Origin of the sequence: Dickeya aquatica (assembly GCF_900095885.1) — a bacterium.
In the GTDB taxonomy this organism is placed as follows: Bacteria; Pseudomonadota; Gammaproteobacteria; order Enterobacterales; family Enterobacteriaceae; genus Dickeya; species Dickeya aquatica.
The window spans coordinates 358,949-383,676 of record NZ_LT615367.1 but is presented as its reverse complement, the minus strand read 5'-3'; the positions used below and the strand labels follow the sequence as shown (position 1 = coordinate 383,676).

The window sequence follows — 24,728 nt, the reverse complement described above, 5'->3', positions numbered from 1 at the left end:
CAGGCCCGGCCAGTTGTGAGTCAGGCCTTATCTGTTGTGCTCGCCTGACGCCGTTTCCCCCCGAAAGGCCATGAAATACAGCAGCGGGATCACCAGTAACGTCAGCAACGTTGACACCAAAATGCCGAAAATCAGCGCGATCGCCAGCCCGTTGAAAATCGGGTCATCGAGAATGAAAAAAGCCCCGAGCATCGCCGCCAGCCCGGTCAGCACAATCGGCGCAGCGCGGGTCGCTACCGAATCCATCACTGCGGTTTCAAGACTCACCCCGGCGGCCACATTCAGGCGAATGAAATCGACCAGCAAAATGGAGTTACGCACGATAATGCCCGCCAGCGCAATCATGCCTATCATTGACGTGGCGGTGAACGGAGCCCCCAGCAGCGCATGACCCGGCAGAATGCCGATAAGGGTCAGCGGTATCGGTGCCATGATGATTAACGGCACGCGATAAGAGCCAAAATGCGCCACCACCAGCAGATAAATCAGCACCAGCCCAACCGCGTAAGCCGCGCCCATATCACGAAAGGTTTCATAGGTTATCTGCCACTCGCCGTCCCATTTGATGGCGTAATGGCGGTAGCTATCCTCGGGCTGGCGAATGAAATAGGTTTGCAGCGCGGCCTGATTGGGTGCCGTCAGGGCGGCAATTGCCGGTTGCATGGCGAACATGCCATACAGCGGGCTGTCATCACGCCCGGCCATATCTGCCACCACATAGTCCACCGGCAGCCCATCCTTACGGTAACGCACCCGCTCCTGTGGCCGGGAAACCACGCTGACCACTTCCGCCAGCGGCAGCAAGGAGCCCGACGCAGTACGAAGCGGCGTACTGAGCAGCGTCAGCAAGTCGCCTTTGGCGGCATCGGGCAGGCGTAACTGCACCGGCACCGGGTATTTGCTGTCATCACGCAGGTACGTGACGTTATTGCCATTCATTGCGGTCGCAAGCGCCTCTACTATGCTGGCCTGCGTAATGCCAAAACGCATCGCCTTCTCGTTATCCACCTGCAATAGCTGTTTTTCTGCCAGCGGCTGTACGCTGCTGTCGATATCCACCACATCCGGCGTGCGGCGGAAAATATCCGCAATCTGGTCGGCCAGCGCCGCACGCCCGGCCTGCGTCGGCCCGTAGATTTCTGCCACAATCGGGGCCATCACCGGTGGGCCGGGCGGCACCTCCACCACTTTGAGGCGGGCGTGATAACGCGCGGCCAGTTGCGCCAGCGGTTCACGGTAAGCCCGTGCAATCGCATGGCTTTCGCGCTGGCGCTCGCCTTTGGCGCGCAAGTTAACCATCACATCACCGATGTCATTACCGCGGCGCAGGTCATACTGCCGCACCAGCCCGTTAAAATTGATCGGTGCCGCCACGCCGACATAGGCCTGATAATTCAGCACCTCTGGCTGTTGCGCCAGCCAGTCAGTCATCTCATGCAATAGCGCAGCGGTGTCCTCCAGCGCGCTGCCGGAAGGCATATCCACCACCAGTTGCAACGCCGATTTATTATCAAACGGCAACATTTTGAGTATCACGCCTTTGGTCAGCGGCAACGCGACGCAAGCCATCAGCAGCGCCATCACGCCAAGCAACACGCCTGTGCGGTAGCCACGCCCCCGCCGGGCCGACAGCAGTGGCGCAAACACGCGCTGCACCAGCGGCGGCAACCGCGCATTCGGCTCGGGATCATGCCTCGGCGTGCGTTTTAGCCAGCGGTGTGCCAGCCAGGGCGTCACGGAAAAGGCAATTCCCAGTGAAATCAGCATGCCCATCGAGGCATTAATCGGGATAGGGCTCATGTACGGCCCCATCAACCCGCTGACAAACGCCATGGGCAGCAGTGCGGCAATCACCGTCAGGGTGGCTAATATCGTCGGCCCGCCCACTTCATCGACCGCACCGGCAATCAGGGAGGATAAAGGCGCATCCGGGCGTAACTGCTGATGGCGGTGGATATTTTCCACCACCACTATCGCGTCATCCACCAGGATACCAATCGAGAAAATCAGCGCAAATAACGACACCCGATTCAGGGTGAACCCCCATGCCCAGGAAGCAAACAGCGTGGCACACAGCGTCAGCACCACCACCAGCCCGACGATCACCGCCTCACGCCGCCCCAGCGAAAAAAACACCAGCACCACCACCGAGGCGGTGGCAAACACCAGTTTCTCAATCAGCTTCATCGCCTTCTCATGGGCACTGGCACCGTCATTGCGGGTCATCTCAACGCCCACCTGCGGCGGTATCAGCGTATTGGTGAGCGCGGCCATCCGCTGCTCAAGCCGGTTGGCGACGGTGGCGGCGTTTTCACCGGCTTTTTTGGTGATAGTCAGCGTCACGGCAGGAGTGCTCAGGCCCGGCTGGTCTGCCGCCCCGTACCAGACGTACTGGCTGGGCGCGGGCGCGCCATCGCTGATAACGGCAACATCGCGCAGGTACACCGGCCTGCCGTTATTGACGCCGATAACCAGTTGTTCAACATCCTGCTGCGAGCGTAAAAACGGGCCACTTTCCAGACGTACCACGCCCTGATTCACGATGTCACCGGCAGGCAACCCGGCATTCGCCGCCGCCAGCGACTGAGCCACCTGCGCCAGCGTCAGCCCGTTATTCGCCAGTCGCTGCGGGTGAAACTCCACCCCAATGGTGCGGCCAGGGCCGCCTACCGTTGTCACCTCCCGCGTGCCGGGCACCTGCTTGAGCTCGCCTTCCAGCGCGTGGGCGATACGCTCCAGTTCAGCACTGCCAAGCAAGGCGTCGCGGCTAAACAGGGTGTAGGTGACGATCGGCACATCCTCAATGCCTTTAGGCTTAATCAACGGCACGGTGTTGCCAAGGCTGGCGGGCAGCCAGTCGGCGTGGCTGTGTACCGTGTCGTAGAGGCGCACCAGCGCCTCAATACGCGGCACGCCGACCTTAAACTGCACCGTCATCACCGCCATGCCAGGGCGTGACAGCGCAGAAACGTGCTCCACACCGGCCATTTGCCCCAGCAACTGCTCGGCTGGCTGGGCTATCTGTGCTTCTACCGTCGCCACAGACGCACCAGGGTAAGCCACCAGCACATTCGCCATCGTGACATTGATTTGCGGCTCTTCTTCTTGCGGCGTCATCAGTATGGCAAACGCCCCCATCAGAAGCATCAGCACAGCCAGCAGCGGCGTGATATGGGCATGTTGAAAGAAAGCCGCCATGCGCCCGGCGACGCCGTAGCGCACCAGTGCCTGCTGATGGGCGGCATTATCGTTCATCACGGCCCCCTTCTGACTGGCTGGCGGCCGCCTCTGGGTCGCGCATCACGTTATCGCCGGGTTTCAACCCCGCCAGCACCTCTATCTGGTCGCCTAACGTCTGGCCAGTGCGGATATAGCGCAACTGCGGGCGGCCCTCACGGCCTGCCAGATAGACGGCCGAAAAGCCGGTGCGCTGCACTACGCTGGCTGCCGGAAGGGTCAGCCGACCCGGCGTGCGGGAGAAAAAGAGGACATCGGCACTGCTGCCCGGCGTCACGCGCACCTTGCTCTGCCCCTCACGCAGCATGATGCGCACCTTGCGGGTCTGGCTTTGTTCATCGGTGGTGGGAAACCACTCCTGTGCACTCACGTCAACAACCTGACCGGCAACGCTCACCTGCGCCAACGCATCCTGTTGCAGTTGCTCAACCAGCGACGCAGGCAACGTTACCTCAACGCGCAGCACGCTCGGGTCATAGAAGGCGATCAGCGGCTGGCCGGGCAGTGCCACCGCGCCCAGGTCGCCTTCCACGCGTGCCACCACGCCGGGGAAGGGTGCAGTCAGGCGGAACTGCATCGCCTGCGCGCTGGCTGACTCAGCGGCGGCTATCTGCGCGTTGGCTTGCGCGGCGGCAACACGGTATTGCGCCTGAGCGTTATCGAACGCCGAGGCGCTGATGTAGTGTTTATCCAGCATCGCTTTAGCGCGCGCCAGCTCACTCTTTGCCTGCATCAGGCTGGCGTTGGCCGCAGCAATTTGCGCCTGACTGGCCCGGGCCGACTGCTCTGCTGGTGTGCCGTCAATGCGCGCCAGCAGTTGCCCTTCGCTGACGGCCTGATTGACCACTACGGCAAGCATACTAATACGCCCGGAAACCGGCACGGAGAGCAGGGCAGAACGCACCGCCTGCACGATGCCGCTGGTGTGATAAAAACCGGTGTGATGCTCCACCGGCTGAACCGTCACCGGTTGCACCGGAGACTGGGAGGCGGCGCAGGCCATCTGAATGCTGCCAAGCAACCATAAAGCACAACCGGTATTGACCAGTAATGCAGGGACTCTGAAATACATATTCGGCCTCTCTTCACACGCACGCTGCACCCGCAAACAATATACTTAATTATATAATATAAGTATAGATAATATCCGTATCAGCCAGCGGCAGGAAAAACCGGGCGAGGCGGGCAGGGAGAGGAGAAACAGGAAGGGAAGAAATAAAAAGAGAATGGCGGCCCTGAACTCATGACGTTCAGGGCGCGCAGAGCCGGGATTTACTTACCGGAAGCGACCAGTGCGGAACCGGCAAAAATAAACAGCGAACCGGTGGCGCGATTAAACAGGCGCAACCGTTGCGGCCGGGCAAACAGCGACGACACCCGTTTGCCCATACAGGCATAGCTGAACATGATGCTGCAATCCAGCACCGCCCAGGTGATTGCCAGCAGAGCAAACTGCATCATCTGCGGTGATTGTGTATCGATAAAATTGGGAAACAGCGCGGCGAAAAACAGAATGTCTTTCGGGTTGCTGATGCCGACCATAAATCCGCGCCGATAAAGGCTGAACGCCCCCGGCATCGTCTGCCCGTCTTTCTCAACGGCGGGCATCATGGCGGTTTGCGGCGAGCGCCAGGCACAAATCCCCAGCCAGATAAGATAGAGCGCCCCGACCACTTTCAGCACCAAAAACGCGCTGGCGGATGCCGCCAGAATCGCGCCCAGCCCAAGCGCCGAGGCCGTCATTAACACCAGCGAGGCGCTGGCGCTGCCCAGTACGGTAGACAGCGCCCGGCGTTGCCCGTACCGCAGCCCATGTGTCATGCTAATTAATGCCGATGGGCCGGGAACGGCAATCAATACGATGATAACGCCAACATAAACCAGCCAAAGATGCCATGTCATTCTTCTGTTCCTGCCATCACAATAGAGTACGACTTACGATAATAAGTACGCATTACGATAATCAATACGGTGCACAATGGCGTGTCCGCGCGATAAAACAGCCTGCGCGACAGCCACAAAAACAGCGATCCCAGCGATTTGCCACGACAGGGTTGACCCGATGACCACACTGTTTATGTATTACATCGGCGGGCGCGTTCAGGGTGCGAATATCGAACTGCATGATATCCAGTTTGCCGCGCATACGCACCCGCAGGCGGCCTTTCCACAGCTCAAAGCCAACTGGTTTGGCGATAAAAACCGGGTTCATGTCGATAGCTACACCCCCTGCCGCTGGGCGGACGGCTATGATATCACGCTCCATACCGAGCCGTTTAGCGGGCCGGAAAAACTGTGGTTTATCAATATGGGCGGCTATCTGCCGGGCAACCCGGCAGAGGTGCACCAGTTTGGGCTGTTCGTCGCCCCCGATGCTGAAGCGGCCAAACAGCGCGCCCGGCAAGTGCTGTTAACCCGCGTCTTACAACCGCATCATGACGATCTGCGCGAGGTGGACGACTGCCTGCCGTTGAGCCTGCTGGAGCGCTGGTATGTTCATCTGCACCCCAACCCATCAGGCACGCTGGCGGCCCCGCTCTGGCAAGGCTACCAGCCGCTGTGATGCCTCAGCCCAGCAATGCATGCTGATGGCTGCGCAAAAGCTGCGTCAGGCGGCCAACGGCCACTATCGCCTCATCCGCCACCTGATGCTCGCGCAACAGTTGCGGGTAGTGTTCCATCTGTGTGAGTAGTTGGGAGAACGCCTCGCTGCGATAACGATCGCTTGAGGCATCAATGACGTGCGTCGCCGTCCGGCGCAGCTGGCGATGAAACGCCGCTAACCGCTCGCTGACCGGCAGTTCCAGCAGGCGCAGGCGCTGATGCATCATAATCAGCGACAGCGCCAGACGGTATTTCGCTATGTCACCGGCAAACAGGTTGAGCAGCAAGAACAGGTGTTGATACAACGCAGGCAGGTGATTTTCCCGTTTACGGCCAGAGCGGGTAGAAAGTGCGGCCACCGCGCCATAGACAAAGCGGTTAAGCAAGGTGCGCCCGGTGCGCTCGCGGGTATTATCGCGGATAAGCAGAATCACGCTCAATGCCAGCACACAGCCAATGACCTGGCCAATGGCGTTATCCAGAAACTGATTGAGGTTGAACTTCATCGGGTTACTGAGCACGATAATATTGATGGTGCTGGCAAGCGCCCCCAGTGAACCCAGACGCCGTTTTTGCACCTCAATGCCTATCACAAATGCCATGCCGCCAAGCGTCAGGCACAGCAACAGCAGGCTCTGCTGGGTAGCAGGCAACACCACCATAAACAGCAGCGAACCGAGCGGCAGCGCCACCAGAGAGCCTATCAAGAAATCTTTGGCCGCCATCAGCGGATTCGGCAGCCGCATCGCCAGCGATGTCACCACCGCAATAATCACCATGCAGGAACTGCCGGAAGTCCAGCCGGTCCATAACCAGAACAGGCAGCCAAGCCCGGTCGCCACCGCCGTGCGCAGGCCATTAATCATGGCATGATGGGTTTCTGCGGAACTGGCTTTGACGGCAACCTCGGCATCCAGCAGTTGCGCTTCACGCGCGCTGACACGCGAGTTTGTTTTGATGCCTCTTGCCAGCAACTGGTAGCGAGAAGCGGCGGTAAGCCAGCTGAGTAGCATCGGCGGCAGGCTGCGACTATGGCTGGCCGCCAGATAACGCAACTGGCGCAAGCGCCGCGCAACATCAGCGGCATTCTCTGCCGGATGCTCCAGCATCATGGCGATAGCCCCTTTCAGGGCTTGCGGCTGCTCTTGCAGCGTCAGGCGGAGTTCACAGGCTTGCGTTATCAATAACCATGACTGGGTGAGCAGCGTCGTGATGCGGCGGCTGGCTCCCTGCCAGCGCGATGACTCCAGCATCAGTATGCTGCGCATGCCGTTGAGCGCATGAGTCTGGCGCACCAGCCCGTGCCAGGCGGTATCGAGCTCATCGTCAGCAATGCCCGCGACACAGCGCTGCAATAACTGATACTGCCCGACCCAGAGCGCATCCAGCGCCCTATCGATATCCTGCTTGACCGAGCGGGGAGAAAACAGCAAATCGCCCAAAATGGCGCAAACAATCCCCAGCACGATTTCACTGCAACGCTCAACGGCAAACTGAGGGATGCGCACAGGCGCGCTCTGGCTGGTCACGATGATGATAAGCGTGGTGTAACCGGCCAACGCAAACACATAGGCGTTTTCGACTTTTACCAGCGAGGAGATCCACACGCACACTCCGGCCCACAGGCAGCAGAGCGTCAGCATCACAACCGGCGCTCGCACGGTCGCCATCACAATCACCAGCGCCCCGACGCAGCCGATAAAGGTTCCCGCGACCCGCAGCATCCCGCGATGGCGAATCGCCCCGGAGAACGGGTCGCCACCAGCGGCAAAGGCCGGGCCAGCGGCCACGATAGCCGCCGTCAATGCCGCCCAGCGCGGCGTTTCCAGTTGCAGATAAAACCCCAACACCAGCGAGAGAACAATCGCCGTACTGAGTTTGAACGCAAAACGCAGGCGCAAAAATGCGGGAGTATTCATCACGTCCACCGCTTAACCGAATTCACGCAGGCGGTGCAATAACTGCAACAGCGGCGACATTGGCCGGGTATTGCGGGTTTGCTCGCCGGTCACGACCACCGTTGCCGTCGTGCCCGCCGGGTATTGGTCGCCCCACTGCCGGGCCAGGCGAATTTTTACCGGCACTCGCTGCGCCAGACGCACCCATTCCAGGTTTGAATCCACCGTTGCCAGCCCTTTGCCATCCGCCGTACTGCTGCTATTGGTGACACCAGCGGCAATGCTATCCACCACGCCATATAAAATCTGGTTGCTGCCAAGCGGGGTTATCTCCACCTGATAACCCGGATGCACCGCAGATAACTTGGTTTCTTCCATGTACGCCAGCAAATAGAACGAATCTTTTTTCACCAGCGCCACGGCGCTAGCGCCCCGGGTAATAAATTCACCGGCGTGTACATGCAAATTGGTTATCCAGCCGTCAGCCGGGGCGCGCACCACGGTGCGGGCCAAATCCAGCCGGGCGATTTCCAGCTCCGCCTGCGCTTTCGCCAGTTGGTGTAACGTGGTTTGCAACGCATTGCCGGATTGTTCAATTTCTTCACGCGACATGGCTTGTATGCCAAGGTGCTGGCGGCGCGCCGACTCGCGTCTTTTCTCATCTGCCAGCGCCTGATAATAGGCAACATCGGCCTGCGCCTGCTCCAGCGCTTGCTGATAGCGCGGCGGGTCGATGACAAACAACACATCGCCTTGTTTTACCGGTTGATTATCTTGCACATTCACCTGCGTCAGCAGGCCGCTGACATCTGTGGCTATCGCCACCACATCGGCGCTAAAACGCGCATCGCGCGTCCAGGGCGATTCGGTATAAAACGACCAGACCCTGACAAGGGCAACGGCGGCGACCAGCACCAGTAGCAGCGTGATAGTGACGCGGCTCAGTTTTTTTATCATCACTCTTGCAACAGATGCTTTCACAACAACCTCAAAGACCGAAATGGAACAGCAGATAAAACAGGCAGACAAATAACGCGGTATTAAATAACGCCGGATGCCAGACCCAGTGGTAAATACCGGTGGGATGCAGCAGACGCAAACAGAGAAAAAACACCGCCAGTGTCACCAGCAAAACAAAAAACACCGGGGGAAACGACAGACCAAATAACACCATGACCGGGAGTGAGTTCATCCTCTTAACCTTCTTCGCCACAGCTGTCTCGCCACGCTATCGGCCATGCGCGGCCACTTTTCAGGCGCGAAAATGGCACAGATCCTCCGGTCAGCGACAGGCCGACGGCAGGTAAACACAGCATGAACTGAATAATCACGATGGCGGGTGCCGATTTAATGGCCGATGTGTAACGGATAATTACCATCGTGTTAAATCAGCGCAGTTAATCTTCTGAAACAGTCATCGCCGCGAAGACAGTGAGTTGACTGCGCGCCCTATGACCAGACAGGCTATAGTATGAGACGTTATTATTATGTTATCTACCTAATGTGATCTAAATCACTTTTAAGCCAGGGTTAATAATGGATCGATTAAAGAGCATGGCGGTGTTCGCCAAAGTGGTGGAATGCGGTTCCTTCACTGCGGCCGCACGGCAGTTAGCAATGAGCGTTTCTGCCGTCAGCCAGACGCTGTCCCGGCTCGAAGATGACATTCAGATAAAACTGCTCAACCGCAGCACCCGCAGTATTGGGTTAACCGAAGCCGGTAAGATTTATTACCACGGCTGCCGCCGGATGCTGCACGAAGCGCAAGAAGTGCATGAGCAGTTGTATGCCTTTAATAACACCCCGATTGGGACGCTGCGTATCGGCAGTTCTTCGACCATGGCGCAAAATGTGCTGGCGAATATGACAGCCGAGATGCTGCAAGAATATCCGGGGTTGTCGGTCAATCTGGTGTGCGGCATTCCCGCGCCTGATCTTATCGCCGATGGACTGGATATCGTTATTCGGGTCGGCGCACTGCAAGACTCCAGCTTGTACTGTAGCCGCATCGGTTCCATGCCGATGGTGGTGTGTGCGGCTAAAACCTATCTCGCCCAGCACGGCACACCGGAAAAACCCTCGGATATGGGTAATTTTTCCTGGCTGGAGTACAGCGTGCGCCCGGACAGCGAATTTGAATTGATCGCCCCCGAAGGCATGACAATCCGCATTCAGCCGCAGGGCCGGTTTGTCACCAATGACCCGCTGACATTAATTCGCTGGTTAAAACAGGGAGTGGGCATCGCCCATGTGCCGATGATGTGGGTTTTTGAGGAGATAAAACGCGGCGAGATAGAAATTCTGTTCCCGCGCTACCATTCCGACCCGCGCCCGGTATACGCGCTGTATACCCGGCCGGATAATCTGCCGCTCAAAGTCCAGGTCTGTATCAATTACCTGACGGACTATTTCAATAAAGTGGCGCTGATTTATCAGGGATATCGGCAGGAAAACCCGCACAACACAGAGGCAGGCACATAAAACAGGCCGCATCAGCGGCCTGAGGCTGTTGATAAACAGCAATATTGTAATGGTGAATGGTGAGGTTTGTTGGGGCAGTGAAGAATTTCGTGCGGGATAAACGGTGTTATTTCTTTGCAGCTTCATTGCACGCACGACAAGGAGAGGTGCAAGCGCCACCTCTCCTTGACCTCTGGCTGGTGGCTAAACTGCGGCGCTACGCGCGACCTTCGGCGTTCGCCTTCGCGGTTCGGGCCGCCCGTGACGCTCTCCCGGAGCGGCACGGGCTTTCACCGCATCCATGCGGCTCACCCGGCGAAGTCGCCCACCTCAGCGCAGTTTTTGACGCCAGAAAGAGGCTTCGTCCTGGACTTAACGCGTTTGTCAGCAGTCTGAGGCCGCATCAGCGGCCTGAGAGGTGGTGGAATGACCGTGGGATAAGCGGTTGGTCAATCCCGCGCTTAGGCGGTGCCGCCCACGGTAATGCTGTCGAGCTTCAGCGTCGGCTGCCCGACACCGACCGGCAGGCTCTGGCCCTCTTTGCCGCACACGCCCACACCTTTATCCAGCGCCAGATCGTTGCCGACCATCGAAATCTGCTGCATGGCTTCAATGCCGGAGCCAACCAGCGTAGCGCCTTTTACCGGCGTGGTCACACGCCCGTTTTCAATCAGATAGGCTTCAGAGGTGGAGAACACGAACTTACCGGAGGTGATATCCACCTGGCCGCCGCCAAAGTTCGGCGCATACAGGCCATATTCCACGCTTTCGATAATCTCTTGTGCGGTCGACTGACCGGCCAGCATGTAGGTGTTGGTCATACGCGGCATCGGCAAATGCGCATAGGACTCACGGCGGCCATTGCCCGTCGGAGCCACCCCCATCAGCCGCGCATTGAGCTTGTCTTGCATGTAACCTTTGAGGATACCGTTCTCAATCAGCACGTTGTAGCGCCCGGCCACCCCTTCGTCATCAATCGCCAGCGAACCACGACGCCCTTCAAGGGTGCCGTCATCCACCACGGTACACAGTGAGGACGCCACCTGCTGGCCTACCTGACCGCTGAACACCGAGGTGCCCCGGCGGTTGAAATCCCCTTCCAGACCATGGCCAACCGCTTCATGCAGCAATACGCCCGGCCAGCCTGCGCCGAGCACCACCGGCATTGAGCCTGCCGGAGCCGCCACCGCAGAGAGGTTCACCAGCGCCATACGCACCGCTTCTTTCGCCCAGTGCTCGGCACGGGCTTCACCCTCTTCCTGCTGCCAGAAATAGTCATAGCCGGTGCGCGCACCACCGCCGCTGGAGCCACGCTCGCGTCGGCCATTATCTTCCACCAGCACACTGACGGATAAACGCACCAGCGGGCGCACATCCGCCGCCAGCGTGCCATCGGTGGCGGCAACCAGCACCAGTTCATAGACCCCGGTCAGGCTGGCCGTCACTTCCTGCACACGCGCATCAGCGGCGCGGGCGGTGGCATCCACGCGCTGTAGCAGGGCAATCTTGTCTTCACGCGATAAGCTATCCAGCGGATTATTCTGGGTATACAGGCCGCGATGCGCCACCTCGCCCAGCGTTTTCACCCGGCCATCGCCCTGTTCACGCACAATGCTGCGCGCCGCCTGTGCACTTTGCTGCAATGCATTAAGGGTAATCTGGTCAGCGTAGGCAAAGCCGGTTTTTTCGCCGTGAATAGCGCGAATACCGACACCCTGATCGATATGGTAGGAGCCATCCTTGATGATGCGGTCTTCCAGCACCCAGGATTCATGATAGCTGGACTGAAAATACAAATCGGCGTAGTCGATACGCCGCTCACTCAATGTGCCCAGAATAGAATGCAGATCCTGATGGCTCAGGTTATTGGCCGTGAGTAATTGCTCACTGACAAATGTCAGACTCATAGAATGTCACTCTTATTGTCAATGTCGTCGGATAACCGAACCGTGATTATTGCCTTGCCGCAGCGGCGGCGTTGGGTTTTTGCGGTTCACGCACTACTTCCTGAATCTTTGGTTGATCCACACTACCGGAAATATGGTAGCGAATCAGAGAAATTTTACTCCACAACGGAGCCAGCACTTTACTGGCGGCAAACACCGCCGCGCCAATCACCGGGTTAACGGCAAACGCCGTTGCCACGCCGACCGTGGCCGAAATTTCCGGCGCGACCACCGCTTCCATCGACAGGTTGCGTTTGACCAAATCAACATCGCCTTTCATGGCAATATCCGCCTCCAGCCCATCAACCAGCAGGTTGTCGGTATGCAGCACCCCGTCTTTGATCCACGCCGTGCTGCGAATCGAGTCAAAATAGAAACCTTTACCGAAGGTATCGCTGAAATCAAACTGTAGCTTACGCAGCAGCGCATCGAAACTCACCAGACGCAACAACTGCCCCGCCTGACCGGTGCCGACATTCACGATTTCCCCCTTGCCGATATCGCTTTTCAGAATACCGCTCAGGCTTGGCACATCGGGGGACCAAGGCGAGCCGCGCCAGTACAGGTCATAGTCAACGCTGAATGCGCCCGCGCGCAGCGGCGTCACCAGCCCCAGCCAGTCCGCGTTATCGCTCAGGCTGTCACCGGATAAGCGCCCTTTTAGCGCGGTACGCATTCCGTCGCCATTCTCCTGCCAGCTCCCTTCCAGCGACAGTTTTGCCTTCCCGCTGTTCACCTGCCCGTTCGCCAGCACCAGCTTACCGGGCTCCGGCTGCAAGGTGCCGTTAAGCTGGCCGATATTCTGCCCCAAAAACCAGCACTCACGGCAGCTAAACTGCAACGCGGGCCAATCCTCAAACCGAATACTCGGGTCATTGAGCGGCGATTTTTTCTCCGCCAGTGCCGCCGGGTTGGTGGCGTCATCGCCCTGCCATTGCGGGTTGTAATAAAGATAGCGGATGTCCGTGCGCCACAGCCCGCTGGCCGGGATTAACAAACGGCCGTCGATTTCCCGCCCCGTGGCGGTAATTTCATTGCCTGTCGCCTGAGCCCGGCTGGTAAACATCAGGTCATGCCATTGCTGGCCAAGAATTTTCAGCTCCGGGGTGCGCAATGTCACCCGTTCCGGCCACTGAAAGCGGCTGCTACCCGCCTGCGCACTCACGGCACCGCGCACACCCGGCAATAGTGCCAGCCAGCGTTCGCCATCGAGTGCTGGCAGAGCCAGCGTCAGCGAGGAGTCATCCGGCAAGGCAGGCAGTGATGTGCCCTGCTGCCACGCCGCCCGCGTCAGCATGACTTTGTTGTCTTTGAGCAACCAGGCGCTGTTGAAAAACTGGCGTTTACCAAACTCACCGGTCAGCGCAAAACTGCGCACATCCCCTTTGGCATTCACCTGCAATTCCAGTGCGTCTCCGGGGTTTTTATTGAGCGGAGAAGGTAAGTGACTACTTACTTCCTTGAGATCAACCTGGCTCGTCACTTCGTAGCGCGCAGCCCCGCGCGACGGCAACGTCACCTGCACCGCGCTTTGCCACTGGGCATTGCCCGCAAGCGCAGCGGCGACCGGCTTAGGCAAACCCGGCAGCCGTGATACCGCCCAGTTTCCCTGTAAGCCGACGTTGACTAAAAACGCCTGTGCCTGTTCCTGCGTGCTAAAGTTGACCTTTAGCGGCTGGGCCAGCCAGTTGGCCTGCATCGGCTGGCTGACGAGGTTGCCGTTGTCATAGCGAAACTGGCCGCTGACCGCTTGCAGCGTCACATCCAGCGGCTTGATGAACAGGGTGTTATTACTCAACGACACCTCGCCGCTGGCCTTCACCTGCCCGGCATTGAGCGGAATATCCAAAGACAAGGTGCCTGCGACAGGGCCGCCGATTTGCACCTGCGTCAGCGCGCTGCCTAATGACGACTTCAGCGGGGTTTGCCCGAAGTAATCGCTCACTTGCTTACCTGTTCCGCGAATATCTCCGTTAATCAGCAGTTTTTCTTTGCTGTAATCCGGGATGTCGGCATGAATATTCAGCCCGCGCGCCTCACCCAGCCCAACGTCAGGTGCCAGCATCCACAGGCCGTTGTTCTCAAAATTCAGGCTAATGTTCAGGTTCTCAAGCGCAGGCCAGCCGGGTTGAAACTCAAAACGCGATTTTTCCAGCGGTACCCACACCTGAAACTGCCCATCGTGCGCAACAAACGGAAAGCGGGCCGGGTTGCCTGCGAAGATAAGGGTTGCGTTATCCACCTGGCCCGATTTCAGCGCGCCAGCAAGGTAATCCACCAGCGTTTTGCCCATGAATGGCTCGGGGTAGAAACGCCAGGCATCGCCCGCATCCTCAAGACGCAGGCCCGCCAGAATATCCAGACGCGGTTCCCCCTGCTGCGGGTGGCGGTAGTGGAAATCGCCGTTCGCCGACAGTGAATGAGAACGCACATCCAGCCCATGCCCCCAAAGCTCCCAGCCGTCACTGGCGCTGCGCCAGTTCAGGTTCAAGTCCGCCTGCCGGATATCCAGCGGTGCACGGAACATATTCGGGTACGGCAGTGTACTGTCAGCCAAACGCAACTGTGTCTGGCCACGCGACAGGCTGCCGGATGCCTCGCCAGAAAAGTGCGCCATCCCCGGCAAGTTCTGCCAGCTATTCCAGCCGACATCCTGCCAGTGCGCCTGAAAGCGCGTTAGCTCCGGCTGTTGCAGCGGAATATCCAGCGCCAGCGACGTCACCTGCCCCTGCGGTTGCAGCCCTTGCCAGTAGGTTTTCAGCGCAGGCGTGGTGGTATTGAGCAATGCCAGCAGCGGCTCGAAACGCCCCAGCGCCAGGTGGCTGGCGCGTATGCGCAATTCCGACAGCCGGGAAGGGCCGGGTAACTCGGTATTCTCAGGCAGCCACAGCGCCGCTAACTGCCCTTTCGGCCAGCCAACGCCGTCAGTTTCAAGCTGTAAAGCCGGTATCCCGACCTGCCAGCCATTTTGGTAGCGGCTGGCGTGTACCGTCATCGCACGGGTCGCCAGTCGATGACGCGTCTCGCCATCAAGCCAGCTTGCCGATCCCTCGCGCAACAGCAAGTCGCCGCCGTAAATATCGCCTTCACGCACCTGCAACCAGGCCGCCAGACTAAAATCGGCGCTCTCAAGCCCGGTGTTGCTGCGAATCCAGCGCCCCAGCCACGGCTTCATGTCAATGTTATCAGCCTGCAAATAAATCACGCCGTTATTCAGCCATCCCCGATCATCACGCAAGTCCATACGCACCTGCACTACGCCGTGCTGGCCATTAAAGCTCGACAGGCTAATCTGGCCTTCGGCACGGTGGCGATCGTTGCTATTGAGCCACGTCAGTTGCGGGATATGCAGCTCGGCCTGCGTTCCTGCGGGGGTCAGGAAACGAATCCGGCTATTGCGCAGGTCAAAGTGATCGAACTGGCGCAAAAACAGCGCACCCAGTTGGTCGGGCTGCCAGGCGCGGGTGCGCTGCCGTTCCGGGTCAACGGGCGTTTTGAGCTCCATTTGCAGGTTATAGAAGGTCAGATCGCGGAATTTCCACTTAAAATGGAGCAACGACTGCCAGACATCCAGCGCCAGAGACACGCGCTCGGACTGCCACTCCATATTGGGGTGATGAATACGCAGGTTGGTAATATCCAGCGTCGGGCCGAAGGTTTCCCAGCTCCCGCTCAGGCTCTCCACGTCGATTGGCAAACCGGTGGTGGATTGTAACCAGCCGACAAGCTGCGGGCGAACCTCGTTTAATGCGGGCAACGTCATTCTTAATGCGCTGATAAGCAACGCTATCAGCACAACAACGATCGCGCCCGTGGCGGCTAAGATTGCGGGTAAGCGCGTTATACCGGGCAGTCGCCTCACGCATATCTCCTCATGACTCATCACCAGCGACGAGCGAAAACCTGACAGCCCCACCTCGCGCCTGCACAAGAGGGAAAACGCATGATACTACATCATCACTACGTCAAACTGTTCCTGACTGTACAGCGGTTCAATCTGCACCTTAACCTGCTTACCAACGAAAATTTCCACTTCCGCCAGCGCGTGCGACTCGTCGCTCTTTAACGCCTCGCCCACGGCGGGTGATGCGTAAACCAGGAAGCGATCCGAATCATAGGCATGATGTACGCGCACCACTTCACGCATTATCTCATAACAGACGGTTTCCACCGTTTTCACCGTGCCGCGACCGCGACAGGTTGGACAATCGCTGCACAGCACATGCTCAATGCTCTCACGGGTGCGCTTGCGGGTCATTTCGACTAATCCCAATTGCGAGAAGCCGCTGATGCCGGTTTTCACCCTATCTTTACTGAGCGCCTGCTCCAGCGAATGCAGGACGCGGCGGCGGTGATCCTCATTACTCATATCGATAAAATCAATGATGATGATGCCGCCCAGATTGCGCAACCTGAGCTGACGGGCAATGGCTTGGGTGGCTTCGATATTGGTGTTGAAAATGGTTTCATCCAGATTACGATGCCCGACAAACGCCCCGGTATTAATATCAATCGTGGTCATCGCTTCGGTTTGATCGATAATCAGATACCCACCAGATTTCAGTTCTACCTTGCGATCCAGCGCACGCTGAATTTCATTCTCGACATCATACAGATCAAAAATCGGCTGTTTGCCGCTGTAATGCTCGAGCTTACCGGTCATCTCCGGCATATATTCTGCGGTAAACTCCAGCAGCGACTCGTAAGTCTGGCGGGAATCAACCCGAATGCGATCGAGCGAGGCACCAGCAAAATCGCGCAAAATGCGGTGCGCCAGCGCCAGTTCACCATACAGCTTGCACTTGGTCTGGTTGCGTTTTTTGCGCTCCATCACTTTGGTCCACAACCGTTTGAGAAACGCCGCATCCTGCGACAGTTCCTCTTCACCGACGCCTTCTGCGGCAGTGCGAATGATAAACCCGCCCTGCTCGTCACAGTAATCTGCCACGGTTTTTTTCAGCCGTTCACGCTCGGCTTCGCTCTCAATACGCTGGGAAACCCCGACATGCGAGGCTCCCGGCATAAACACCAGATAGCGTGACGGCAGCGTGATATCGGTGGTCAGGCGTGCACCTTTAGTGCCTAACGGGTCTTTCACCACCTGCACCATCAGGTCTTGCCCCTGACGTACCAGTTCGGCGATATCGCGCACATGGAAATTCTTCTGCTCATCACCGGCCACGCACTCGGTGTGCGGCATGATGTCAGAGGCGTGCAAGAACGCGGCTTTATCCAGCCCGATGTCAACAAACGCAGCCTGCATTCCCGGCAGTACGCGGCTGACACGCCCTTTATAAATATTGCCGACAATGCCGCGCCGGGACTCACGTTCAATGTGAATTTCCTGCAAGATGCCGCCATCAATGTAGGCGACCCGCGTTTCTGAAGGGGTAATATTTACCAACAATTCAGCGGTCATTAGAGTCCTCGTTCGTTACGCCGCGCAGCAAAATGTGACAGTAATTCAATCAATTCTACCAATGGCAACCCGACTACGGCATGGTAGCTGCCGAAAATCGCTTTCACGAAAGCGCCACCTTTTCCCTGAATGCCATAGGCACCGGCTTTATCCATTGGCTCGCCACTGGCGATATAGCGCCTGATTTCATCATCGGACAACGCGCGAAACTGCACCCCGGTTACGACCCGTTGCACCAGGCAATGCTGCCGGTCAGCAAGGGCCAGCGCCGTCATCACCTGATGTTGCTGGCCAGAAAGCGCGCGCAGGATGCGCACCGCATCATCGTCATCACGCGGTTTTTCCAGCACCTGACCATTGAGCACCACGATGGTATCCGCCCCGAGCACCGGCAGATCCTGCGGTGCCACGGCGACCCCCGCCTGGGCTTTCTCCTGTGCCAAGCGGCTGACGTACTGCTCCGGCGTCTCGCCAGGTTGACGCTGTTCAACAACCTCAGTACGCAAGATTTCAAACGATAAATCCAGCAACGCCAGCAATTCGCGCCGCCGCGGCGACGCCGATGCCAGATACAAATCCATCATGGTGTTCCTCTCTCATGCCCGTGGCGTTGTGATGCACAGGCCATGTTATTGCACAGCAAACTGGCGGCGAATTTTGCGCATCAGCAGGAACAGCCACGGCCACAGCACACCATCAACCACACTATTCCAGAAAATTTCCGGCCGGAAAGAGACATTGATCACCAGGAATTCAGCCCAGAACACCAGCAAATCCAGCACCAGTGACAGCAACATCACAATCAGCGCCTGTTGCCACAGTGCCATGTTGCGAAACAGCTGAAACTTGAACGCCACCAGATAGGCGACGATGGCAAGCCCCAGCGCCCGCACCCCAAGCGTAGACCCGAGGATCAGGTCAGTCACCATGCCCAGCAAAAAACCAGTACCCACATTGACGCGATGCGGCAACGCCATCACCCAATAAATCAGGATCAGCGTCAGCCACGAGGGGCGGTACATATAAAGGTCATCCGGCCAGGGCATCACTTGCAGCACCGTGGCTATCAGAAAGGAGAGCCAGATTATCCAATAACCATGTCGGCGATAGCGATTCATCGGCTGACTCCCGCCGCACCGCCGGGAGCGCTGGACGCAGGCGCAGGCCGCGCGGATGGCGACGTGCCGCCAGAAAGCATCCGGCTATTTGCTGGCGCAGCGTCTGGCGAAGCGGCACCGGATGATGCCGACGATGGTGCAGCCCCTGCCGGTGGTACACCATCACCCGCAGGCGGGTTAGCGCCATCGGCATTGCGGTTACTGCGCGATGCGCGATGCCGTGACGAGCTGGCTGCGGCGGGCTTGCTGGCGCTGTTATTGGCCGCCGCAGGTGGCGCGGGCGGGCCGACAAAATCCGCTGCCGGTTTCGCCGCTGACGGCGGCGCAGGCGGCCCCATTTCATCAGGAGAAGGCAAGACGTGCGGCATCATCTGCATCAGGCGCTCGTTCGCCACCCGGTGCACATCGTCTGATGGCAGGGCGGTACGTGAGTTACTGTCCACGCCCCACATCAGCAGCAGGTAGCGCAGGCGCTGGAGCTCAGCGGTCGGGTGGGCCTGAATCACGGTATAAGCACGCTGGGTATCGACTTTTACCGAAGAGACCACGGCAACCGGATAGCCTTCAGGAAAGCGTCCGCCTAACCCGGACGTCACCAGTACATCGCCCACACGGATATCGGTATTATTCGGCAGGTGCTCAAGTTGCAGGTCTTCGGTGCAACCGTTGCCGGCGGCAATCACGCGAATGTCATTACGCAGCACCTGAATAGGCAGCGCATGAGAGGCATCGCAAATCAGCAGTACCCGGCTGGTAAACTGCCCAACGGCAACCACCTGACCGACTACGCCTTTATCACTGATAACCGGCTGCCCTTCATACACGCCATTGACATTGCCTTTGTCGATAACCACCTGATCGCTATAGGGATCAGTACCAGACGAGAGCACCTGCGTGACCATCTTCTGCTCTTCCTGACGCAGCGGCGAGCCAAGCAATTCGCGCAGGCGGGCATTCTCCTGCCGGAATTGGCCAAGCAGCAGCAGGTCGCTGTTTTTCATCAGCAATTCCTGACGCAGAGCCACGTTTTCACGCGCCAGTTGTTCACGGGAAGTGAGGTTGACAGAGAGGTTATCCAGCAAGGCACGCGGGCCGTTGGCCAGAAAATAAAAAGGACTGACGGCGGTGTCCATGTACGTTCTGATTTTCACAAACGTACCGAGCCGACTGTCAGCAAAAATCACCACAATGGCGGTAATGACAGCCAGAAACAGGCGCAGTTGCAGGGAGGGGCCCCGGCTAAAAATCGGCTTCATAAAATTGCGTATTCCTCGACAATAAAAAGGGGGCGACCGCGTGGGATGAATGGAACAGGCCTTCATCCATACGGCGGTTTCCCCCTCTTTGTTCTGGCCGGATTATTCTTCGCTGAACAAATCGCCGCCATGCATGTCGATCATTTCCAACGCTTTACCACCACCGCGAGCCACACAGGTCAGCGGGTCTTCCGCGACAACCACCGGGATCCCCGTCTCTTCCATCAGCAGGCGATCGAGGTTACGCAACAGCGCGCCACCACCGGTCAGCACCATGCCGCGCTCCGAAATATCAGAAGCCAGCTCCGGCGGGCACTGCTCAAGCGCCACCATCACTGCGCTGACAATACCGGTCAGCGGCTCTTGCAACGCTTCCAGAATTTCATTGGAATTGAGGTTAAAGCCGCGCGGTACACCTTCAGCCAGGTTACGACCACGCACTTCAATTTCCAGCACTTCATCGCCCGGATACGCGGAACCGATTTCATGCTTAATACGTTCAGCCGTCGCTTCACCGATCAGTGAACCGTAGTTACGGCGCACATAGTTGATGATGGCTTCATCAAAGCGGTCACCGCCGATACGCACAGAAGAGGAGTAGACCACACCGTTTAGCGAAATAACCGCCACTTCAGTCGTCCCACCGCCGATATCCACCACCATCGACCCGGTCGCTTCGGAAACCGGCAGACCCGCGCCGATGGCCGCGGCCATTGGTTCTTCAATCAGGAACACCTCACGCGCACCCGCTCCCTGAGCGGACTCACGGATAGCACGGCGTTCTACCTGAGTGGCACCGACCGGCACACACACCAGCACGCGCGGACTCGGACGCATAAAGCTGTTGCTGTGCACTTGCTTAATGAAGTGCTGCAACATTTTTTCCGTCACGAAGAAGTCGGCAATCACCCCATCCTTCATGGGACGGATAGCCGCGATATTACCCGGTGTACGGCCCAGCATCTGCTTGGCCTCGTGACCGACAGCGGCCACACTTTTCGGGGAACCGGCACGATCCTGGCGAATAGCCACCACGGAAGGCTCATTCAGTACAATGCCTTGTCCTTTCACGTAAATCAGGGTATTGGCGGTACCCAGGTCGATGGACAAGTCGTTGGAAAACATGCCACGAAATTTCTTAAACATACTAAAGGATAATCCTGCAAGCTGGGGGCGGAAATGAAATCCGCTTACTTTACCAACCACACGCAGCAGCGACAAGGCGCGAACCGGCTCTGCTACGGTGAAAAAATGATGTTTACGCAAATCGCCATGATAATGAATGCATGCAGAACCGCATCCCTTGCGGCAGCAACGGGAATTCTCACACGTTGCCACTGAAAATTGCGCGAACTACCGACATAAAATCTAACATTTTCGTTCGGGCGCGCCGTTCCATTGTGCAAACCGGGCCAGCAACGCTATGCCGCCGACATTCTACGCTACTTTGTGCAGATATTGGCATCAAACATAAGCCCGTGGTGAATATTTTTTCAGCGTGTTACTTACCGGTTCAGACGCCGCGAACAAATCCCCCTGCCCCCCACAAACGCCCTTGTCCATCAACGTCTGCCACTCTTCTTTGGTGCGCACACCGGAGGCAAACACATGCGCATGGGTGCCTTTACAGGCTTCGGTCAGGCTACTGATAAACAATTGATTCTCTGGCCGCTTATCCAGACTACGCACCAGTCCGGGATGCAGTTTGATAACTTCCACCCGCAATGATTTGATATACGCGGTACTGACCAGCGTCAGCCCGGCCTGCGTGACCGCAAGGCGGCACCCAAGCCCGGTAATCATGGCAAGGATCGGTCGCAGGCGGCCAATATACTGACACACCTCTGACTCGGACAGCTCGAACAATAATCGCTCCCGCTGCTTTTTCGGACATTGCAGCAAGGTTTCACGCAACCAGCGTAAAAAAGGGCGTTGCAACAGGGAGTCTACCGTGATGGGAAACGCCAATACCGAATCCTGCCAGCTGACCGTCAGTGAGATGACCCGGTTAATCAACTGCCGATCATAGCCCGCCGTCAGCCCCAGTTGCTGCACCAGCGGCATGTATTCCGCTTCCAGCAGTTCCTGGGAGCCATCATAAATACGGCTAAACATTTCCCGATGGTGCACCTCACCACCGCAGGTAATCGCCGGTTTCTGATACAAACGCGGCCCGCCTCGCAGCAGTGTGTGCTCCAGCAGCGTGCGCCACTTCACACTCCCCCGGCCTTTCTCCGGCCCACGCCTATCATAGACACACCAGCCGTTGCCGCCTTGCAACACCGCATTTCGGGTTGCATCTTCCACGCTTTCCATCACCTGTTCGGTGCTTTGGCCACCGTGATAAGCGCATATGCCAATGTGGAGAATATCTTCGCGGTCAATCAAGGGCGTCGAAGGTAAAATATCAATCGCCTTCACCAGTTGGCTGGCGATGCTATCGGCTTCTTTCAAGGTGCGGTGGGGCAACAAGACGGTGAAATCACTGTGATAATAACGGGCCAGCAATGCAGACGGGTAACGTAACACAAAGGTCGACAGCAGGTTGATAAGCGTATTGCGATACTCCTCCACCACACCGCCGTAGCCGTGGGTTTCCTGTAGCGTGTCAAAATCGGGCAGCCTTATCATCATCACCACGCCATGTGTGCCCACTTCTTCCGGGTCTTCAAGTTGCGTGGCCAGTTGATTCTCAAAAAACAATCGATTGTTAAGCCCGGTTTGAGAATCCTGTGCGGCAAACGAGCGAATCAAGGTATCAACACGGCTGCGGGCTTCGCGGGCTTCCACCAAATCCAGCAACAGTTGATCCAGCGCACCGCTGGCCGCCGCGGGCCACTCGTGTACCGAACCGTACATCACCGTTTCGCGCTCACCGGCTAAAATGCGCCGGGCACGCTCTTCGAGTTGTACTTGCCCTGCCGTTTGACGCCGCAACCAGCGTACGGCATGGAACACGGCAATCGCAATTAACAGAATGGTCAGCACCACGGAGAGTGCCGGTTTCAGGTAACGCGGTGAGCCAAACAGCGGGTCGCCATAGGTCACGTTCACCTTCACATCGGTATGGTGCAACAGCGGCAGCTCTGCATGGCGATACACCAGTGCATTGTCGTTGTTATCGGATGAGATATCGGACTGGCGCAACAGATCGGGTTGACGTAATAAATAGAGGCGTTCGTGGCTGTCGCGGATCTCAAGCTCCACGATACCTGCGGCCTTCATGACGGCAGGCAGCCAAAACTGGATCGCGCCCGGCGGCTGTACCAATAAGGCCTGATCGATACCGGCCGCCACGGCCCTGAGTTGATGTTCCATCCGCTGTTGGCTATAACACACAAAACTAAAAATGCTGCTGGCCAGCATCAGCACTACCGCCAACGCCGTCAGCAACGTGATTAGTATTGATAGTCTGGCTGTTAACCCCATCCCTGCGTCCTAACTCCGTTAGTGGGTTAAAAAACCCGTTTATGAGAGACTTTATGTGTTCTTTGCGATTTATCAGTTCGCATACTACCTGTTACAAATATAGTCATTAAATGATTTACCTCTATTTTTGTCCCCGTTGAGGAGGATTTTTATGCGTGCGCTGTTTCTTGAGCAGCAAGACGGCCTGACTGTGGCCACTATCCAGGCACTTGAACCGTCGCAATTACCCGCCGGTGATGTCACGGTTGATATCGGCTGGTCGGGTATTAACTATAAAGATGCGCTGGCGATTACCGGTAAAGGGAAAATCGTCCGGCAATTCCCCATGGTGCCGGGCATTGATTTTGCTGGCAAGGTGCGCCACAGCCAGCACCCGGATTTTCAGGCAGGGCAAGCCGTGGTGCTGACGGGCTGGAGCGTTGGCGAACAACACTGGGGCGGGCTGGCGGAACAGGCGCGCGTCTCCGCTGACTGGCTGGTGCCACTGCCAGCGGCGCTCTCGGCCCGTCAGGCGATGATCATCGGCACCGCCGGTTTAACCGCCATGCTCTGCGTCATGGCGCTGGAAGAAGGCGGTGTCACGCCCGCCAGTGGCGAGATTGTCGTCAGCGGGGCCAGCGGTGGCGTGGGCAGCACGGCGATAGCGCTGTTGCACGCATTGGGTTATCAGGTCACTGCCATCAGCGGGCGGGAACACAATCATGACTATTTGTGCCAGTTGGGGGCTCATCAGGTCGTGGCTCGCAGCGAATTTACCTCAAGCTGCCGTGCGCTGGAAAAACAGCGCTGGGCGGGAGCGATTGATACCGCAGGCGACCAGGTGCTGGCTACCTTGCTGGCCCAGATGCACTATGGCGCAACGGTTGCCGCCTGTGGTCTGGCGGGCGGCGTGGCGCTGCCCACCACCGTGATGCCCTTTATTTTGCGTAATATTCGCTTGCAAGGGGTGGATTCCGTGATGACCCCGAAGGCACGGCGTTTACAAGCCTGGCAGCGACTGGCAACCCTGCTGCCAGAGCGCTTCTACCAACAGGTCGGCCAGGAAATCACGCTGGAGCAGGTTCCCGACGTCGCTTTAGCCCTGCTGGAAAACCGGGTTACAGGCCGCACACTGGTACGGCTTGGCGCAACTGGCGCATAACCGTAAACGACAGGCTGCAACAGCCTGTCTTTCCTTCGCGTCAGGCAGGTTTTATGCACGCTATTGCCGGGAAATCGCGTCACAATCGGTAAAAAAAGAACCATTCCCCCGTGCGTTATTTCACCGCATACTGAATATCGCTAACGTCAGGCACCGCACGCCTGAACCAGGATCGGAACCTAAAACACCACGCCAATCCGTCATCGATAAAACGCGGGAG

17 protein-coding genes are annotated in these 24,728 nt (G+C 57.8%); 3 read left to right on the top strand and 14 right to left on the bottom strand.

Going from position 1 to position 24,728, the window contains the following annotated elements:
- Positions 1-27: 27 nt before the first annotated feature.
- The 3 genes from DAQ1742_RS01725 to DAQ1742_RS01715 all read right to left on the bottom strand — a co-directional run bounded on the left by DAQ1742_RS01725 (position 28) and on the right by DAQ1742_RS01715 (position 5,139).
- Positions 28-3,255: an efflux RND transporter permease subunit gene (locus tag DAQ1742_RS01725; protein WP_051123987.1), complete on the bottom strand. Its 3,228-nt coding sequence runs from the start codon at positions 3,253-3,255 to the stop codon at positions 28-30.
- The gene (locus DAQ1742_RS01720) at positions 3,245-4,309 is read right to left on the bottom strand and encodes an efflux RND transporter periplasmic adaptor subunit (RefSeq protein WP_051123986.1); all 1,065 of its coding nucleotides are present in this window, start codon (positions 4,307-4,309) and stop codon (positions 3,245-3,247) included. Before DAQ1742_RS01720 ends, DAQ1742_RS01725 begins: the two co-directional genes overlap by 11 nt.
- A gap of 200 nt (positions 4,310-4,509) precedes the next feature.
- Entirely contained in the window at positions 4,510-5,139 is a 630-nt protein-coding gene (locus DAQ1742_RS01715) for a LysE family translocator (protein WP_067486535.1), read from the bottom strand.
- 160 nt (positions 5,140-5,299) lie between these two features.
- On the opposite strand from DAQ1742_RS01715, the gene DAQ1742_RS01710 reads away from it, so the two are divergent.
- A complete protein-coding gene (locus DAQ1742_RS01710) occupies positions 5,300-5,800 on the top strand; it encodes a DUF1543 domain-containing protein (RefSeq protein ID WP_035339415.1) in 501 nt (166 codons plus the stop codon).
- A 4-nt stretch (positions 5,801-5,804) separates the two neighbouring features.
- On the opposite strand, the gene aaeB is transcribed toward DAQ1742_RS01710, so the two are convergent.
- Genes aaeB through aaeX form a run of 3 tightly spaced genes read right to left on the bottom strand, consistent with a single transcriptional unit; the run spans position 5,805 to position 8,931 of the window.
- A complete protein-coding gene (gene aaeB / locus DAQ1742_RS01705; protein WP_035339414.1) occupies positions 5,805-7,760 on the bottom strand; it encodes a p-hydroxybenzoic acid efflux pump subunit AaeB in 1,956 nt (651 codons plus the stop codon).
- Positions 7,761-7,772: 12 nt separating this feature from the next.
- Positions 7,773-8,696 carry a p-hydroxybenzoic acid efflux pump subunit AaeA gene (aaeA, locus tag DAQ1742_RS01700; protein WP_035339412.1) on the bottom strand — a complete coding sequence of 308 codons (924 nt, stop codon included), beginning with the start codon at positions 8,694-8,696 and terminating at the stop codon, positions 7,773-7,775.
- A gap of 31 nt (positions 8,697-8,727) precedes the next feature.
- Complete coding sequence (gene aaeX / locus DAQ1742_RS01695; RefSeq protein WP_035339410.1) at positions 8,728-8,931, bottom strand: p-hydroxybenzoic acid efflux pump operon protein AaeX; 204 nt, start codon at positions 8,929-8,931, stop codon at positions 8,728-8,730.
- 344 nt (positions 8,932-9,275) lie between these two features.
- Here aaeX and aaeR point away from each other — a divergent pair, with 344 nt between their 5' ends.
- Positions 9,276-10,220 carry an HTH-type transcriptional activator AaeR gene (gene aaeR, locus DAQ1742_RS01690; protein WP_035339406.1) on the top strand — a complete coding sequence of 315 codons (945 nt, stop codon included), beginning with the start codon at positions 9,276-9,278 and terminating at the stop codon, positions 10,218-10,220.
- Between the two features lie 440 nt (positions 10,221-10,660).
- Here the strand turns inward: aaeR and tldD are convergent, their stop codons facing one another.
- From tldD to csrD, 8 genes are all read right to left on the bottom strand, one after another.
- Positions 10,661-12,106, bottom strand: a complete 1,446-nt coding sequence (gene tldD / locus DAQ1742_RS01685; protein WP_035339404.1) for a metalloprotease TldD — start codon at positions 12,104-12,106, stop codon at positions 10,661-10,663.
- A 46-nt stretch (positions 12,107-12,152) separates the two neighbouring features.
- On the bottom strand, positions 12,153-15,989 hold the full coding sequence (yhdP, locus tag DAQ1742_RS01680) for an AsmA2 domain-containing protein YhdP (RefSeq protein ID WP_035345660.1): 3,837 nt from the start codon (positions 15,987-15,989) through the stop codon (positions 12,153-12,155).
- Between the two features lie 105 nt (positions 15,990-16,094).
- Positions 16,095-17,564 carry a ribonuclease G gene (gene rng, locus DAQ1742_RS01675; RefSeq protein WP_035339402.1) on the bottom strand — a complete coding sequence of 490 codons (1,470 nt, stop codon included), beginning with the start codon at positions 17,562-17,564 and terminating at the stop codon, positions 16,095-16,097.
- The gene (locus tag DAQ1742_RS01670; protein ID WP_035339400.1) at positions 17,564-18,148 is read right to left on the bottom strand and encodes a Maf family protein; all 585 of its coding nucleotides are present in this window, start codon (positions 18,146-18,148) and stop codon (positions 17,564-17,566) included. Before DAQ1742_RS01670 ends, rng begins: the two co-directional genes overlap by 1 nt.
- 45 nt (positions 18,149-18,193) lie before the next feature.
- A complete protein-coding gene (mreD, locus tag DAQ1742_RS01665; RefSeq protein ID WP_035339398.1) occupies positions 18,194-18,682 on the bottom strand; it encodes a rod shape-determining protein MreD in 489 nt (162 codons plus the stop codon).
- On the bottom strand, positions 18,679-19,938 hold the full coding sequence (gene mreC / locus DAQ1742_RS01660; RefSeq protein ID WP_035339396.1) for a rod shape-determining protein MreC: 1,260 nt from the start codon (positions 19,936-19,938) through the stop codon (positions 18,679-18,681). The genes mreD and mreC overlap by 4 nt, the downstream gene beginning before the upstream one ends.
- 102 nt (positions 19,939-20,040) lie before the next feature.
- Positions 20,041-21,084 carry a rod shape-determining protein MreB gene (gene mreB / locus DAQ1742_RS01655; protein ID WP_024104223.1) on the bottom strand — a complete coding sequence of 348 codons (1,044 nt, stop codon included), beginning with the start codon at positions 21,082-21,084 and terminating at the stop codon, positions 20,041-20,043.
- Between the two features lie 318 nt (positions 21,085-21,402).
- Positions 21,403-23,367 (bottom strand): RNase E specificity factor CsrD, encoded by a 1,965-nt coding sequence (csrD, locus tag DAQ1742_RS01650; protein ID WP_035339394.1) that lies wholly within the window; start codon positions 23,365-23,367, stop codon positions 21,403-21,405.
- 151 nt (positions 23,368-23,518) lie between these two features.
- Here csrD and acuI point away from each other — a divergent pair, with 151 nt between their 5' ends.
- The gene (gene acuI / locus DAQ1742_RS01645) at positions 23,519-24,508 is read left to right on the top strand and encodes an acrylyl-CoA reductase (NADPH) (protein WP_035339392.1); all 990 of its coding nucleotides are present in this window, start codon (positions 23,519-23,521) and stop codon (positions 24,506-24,508) included.
- Positions 24,509-24,728: the final 220 nt, after the last annotated feature.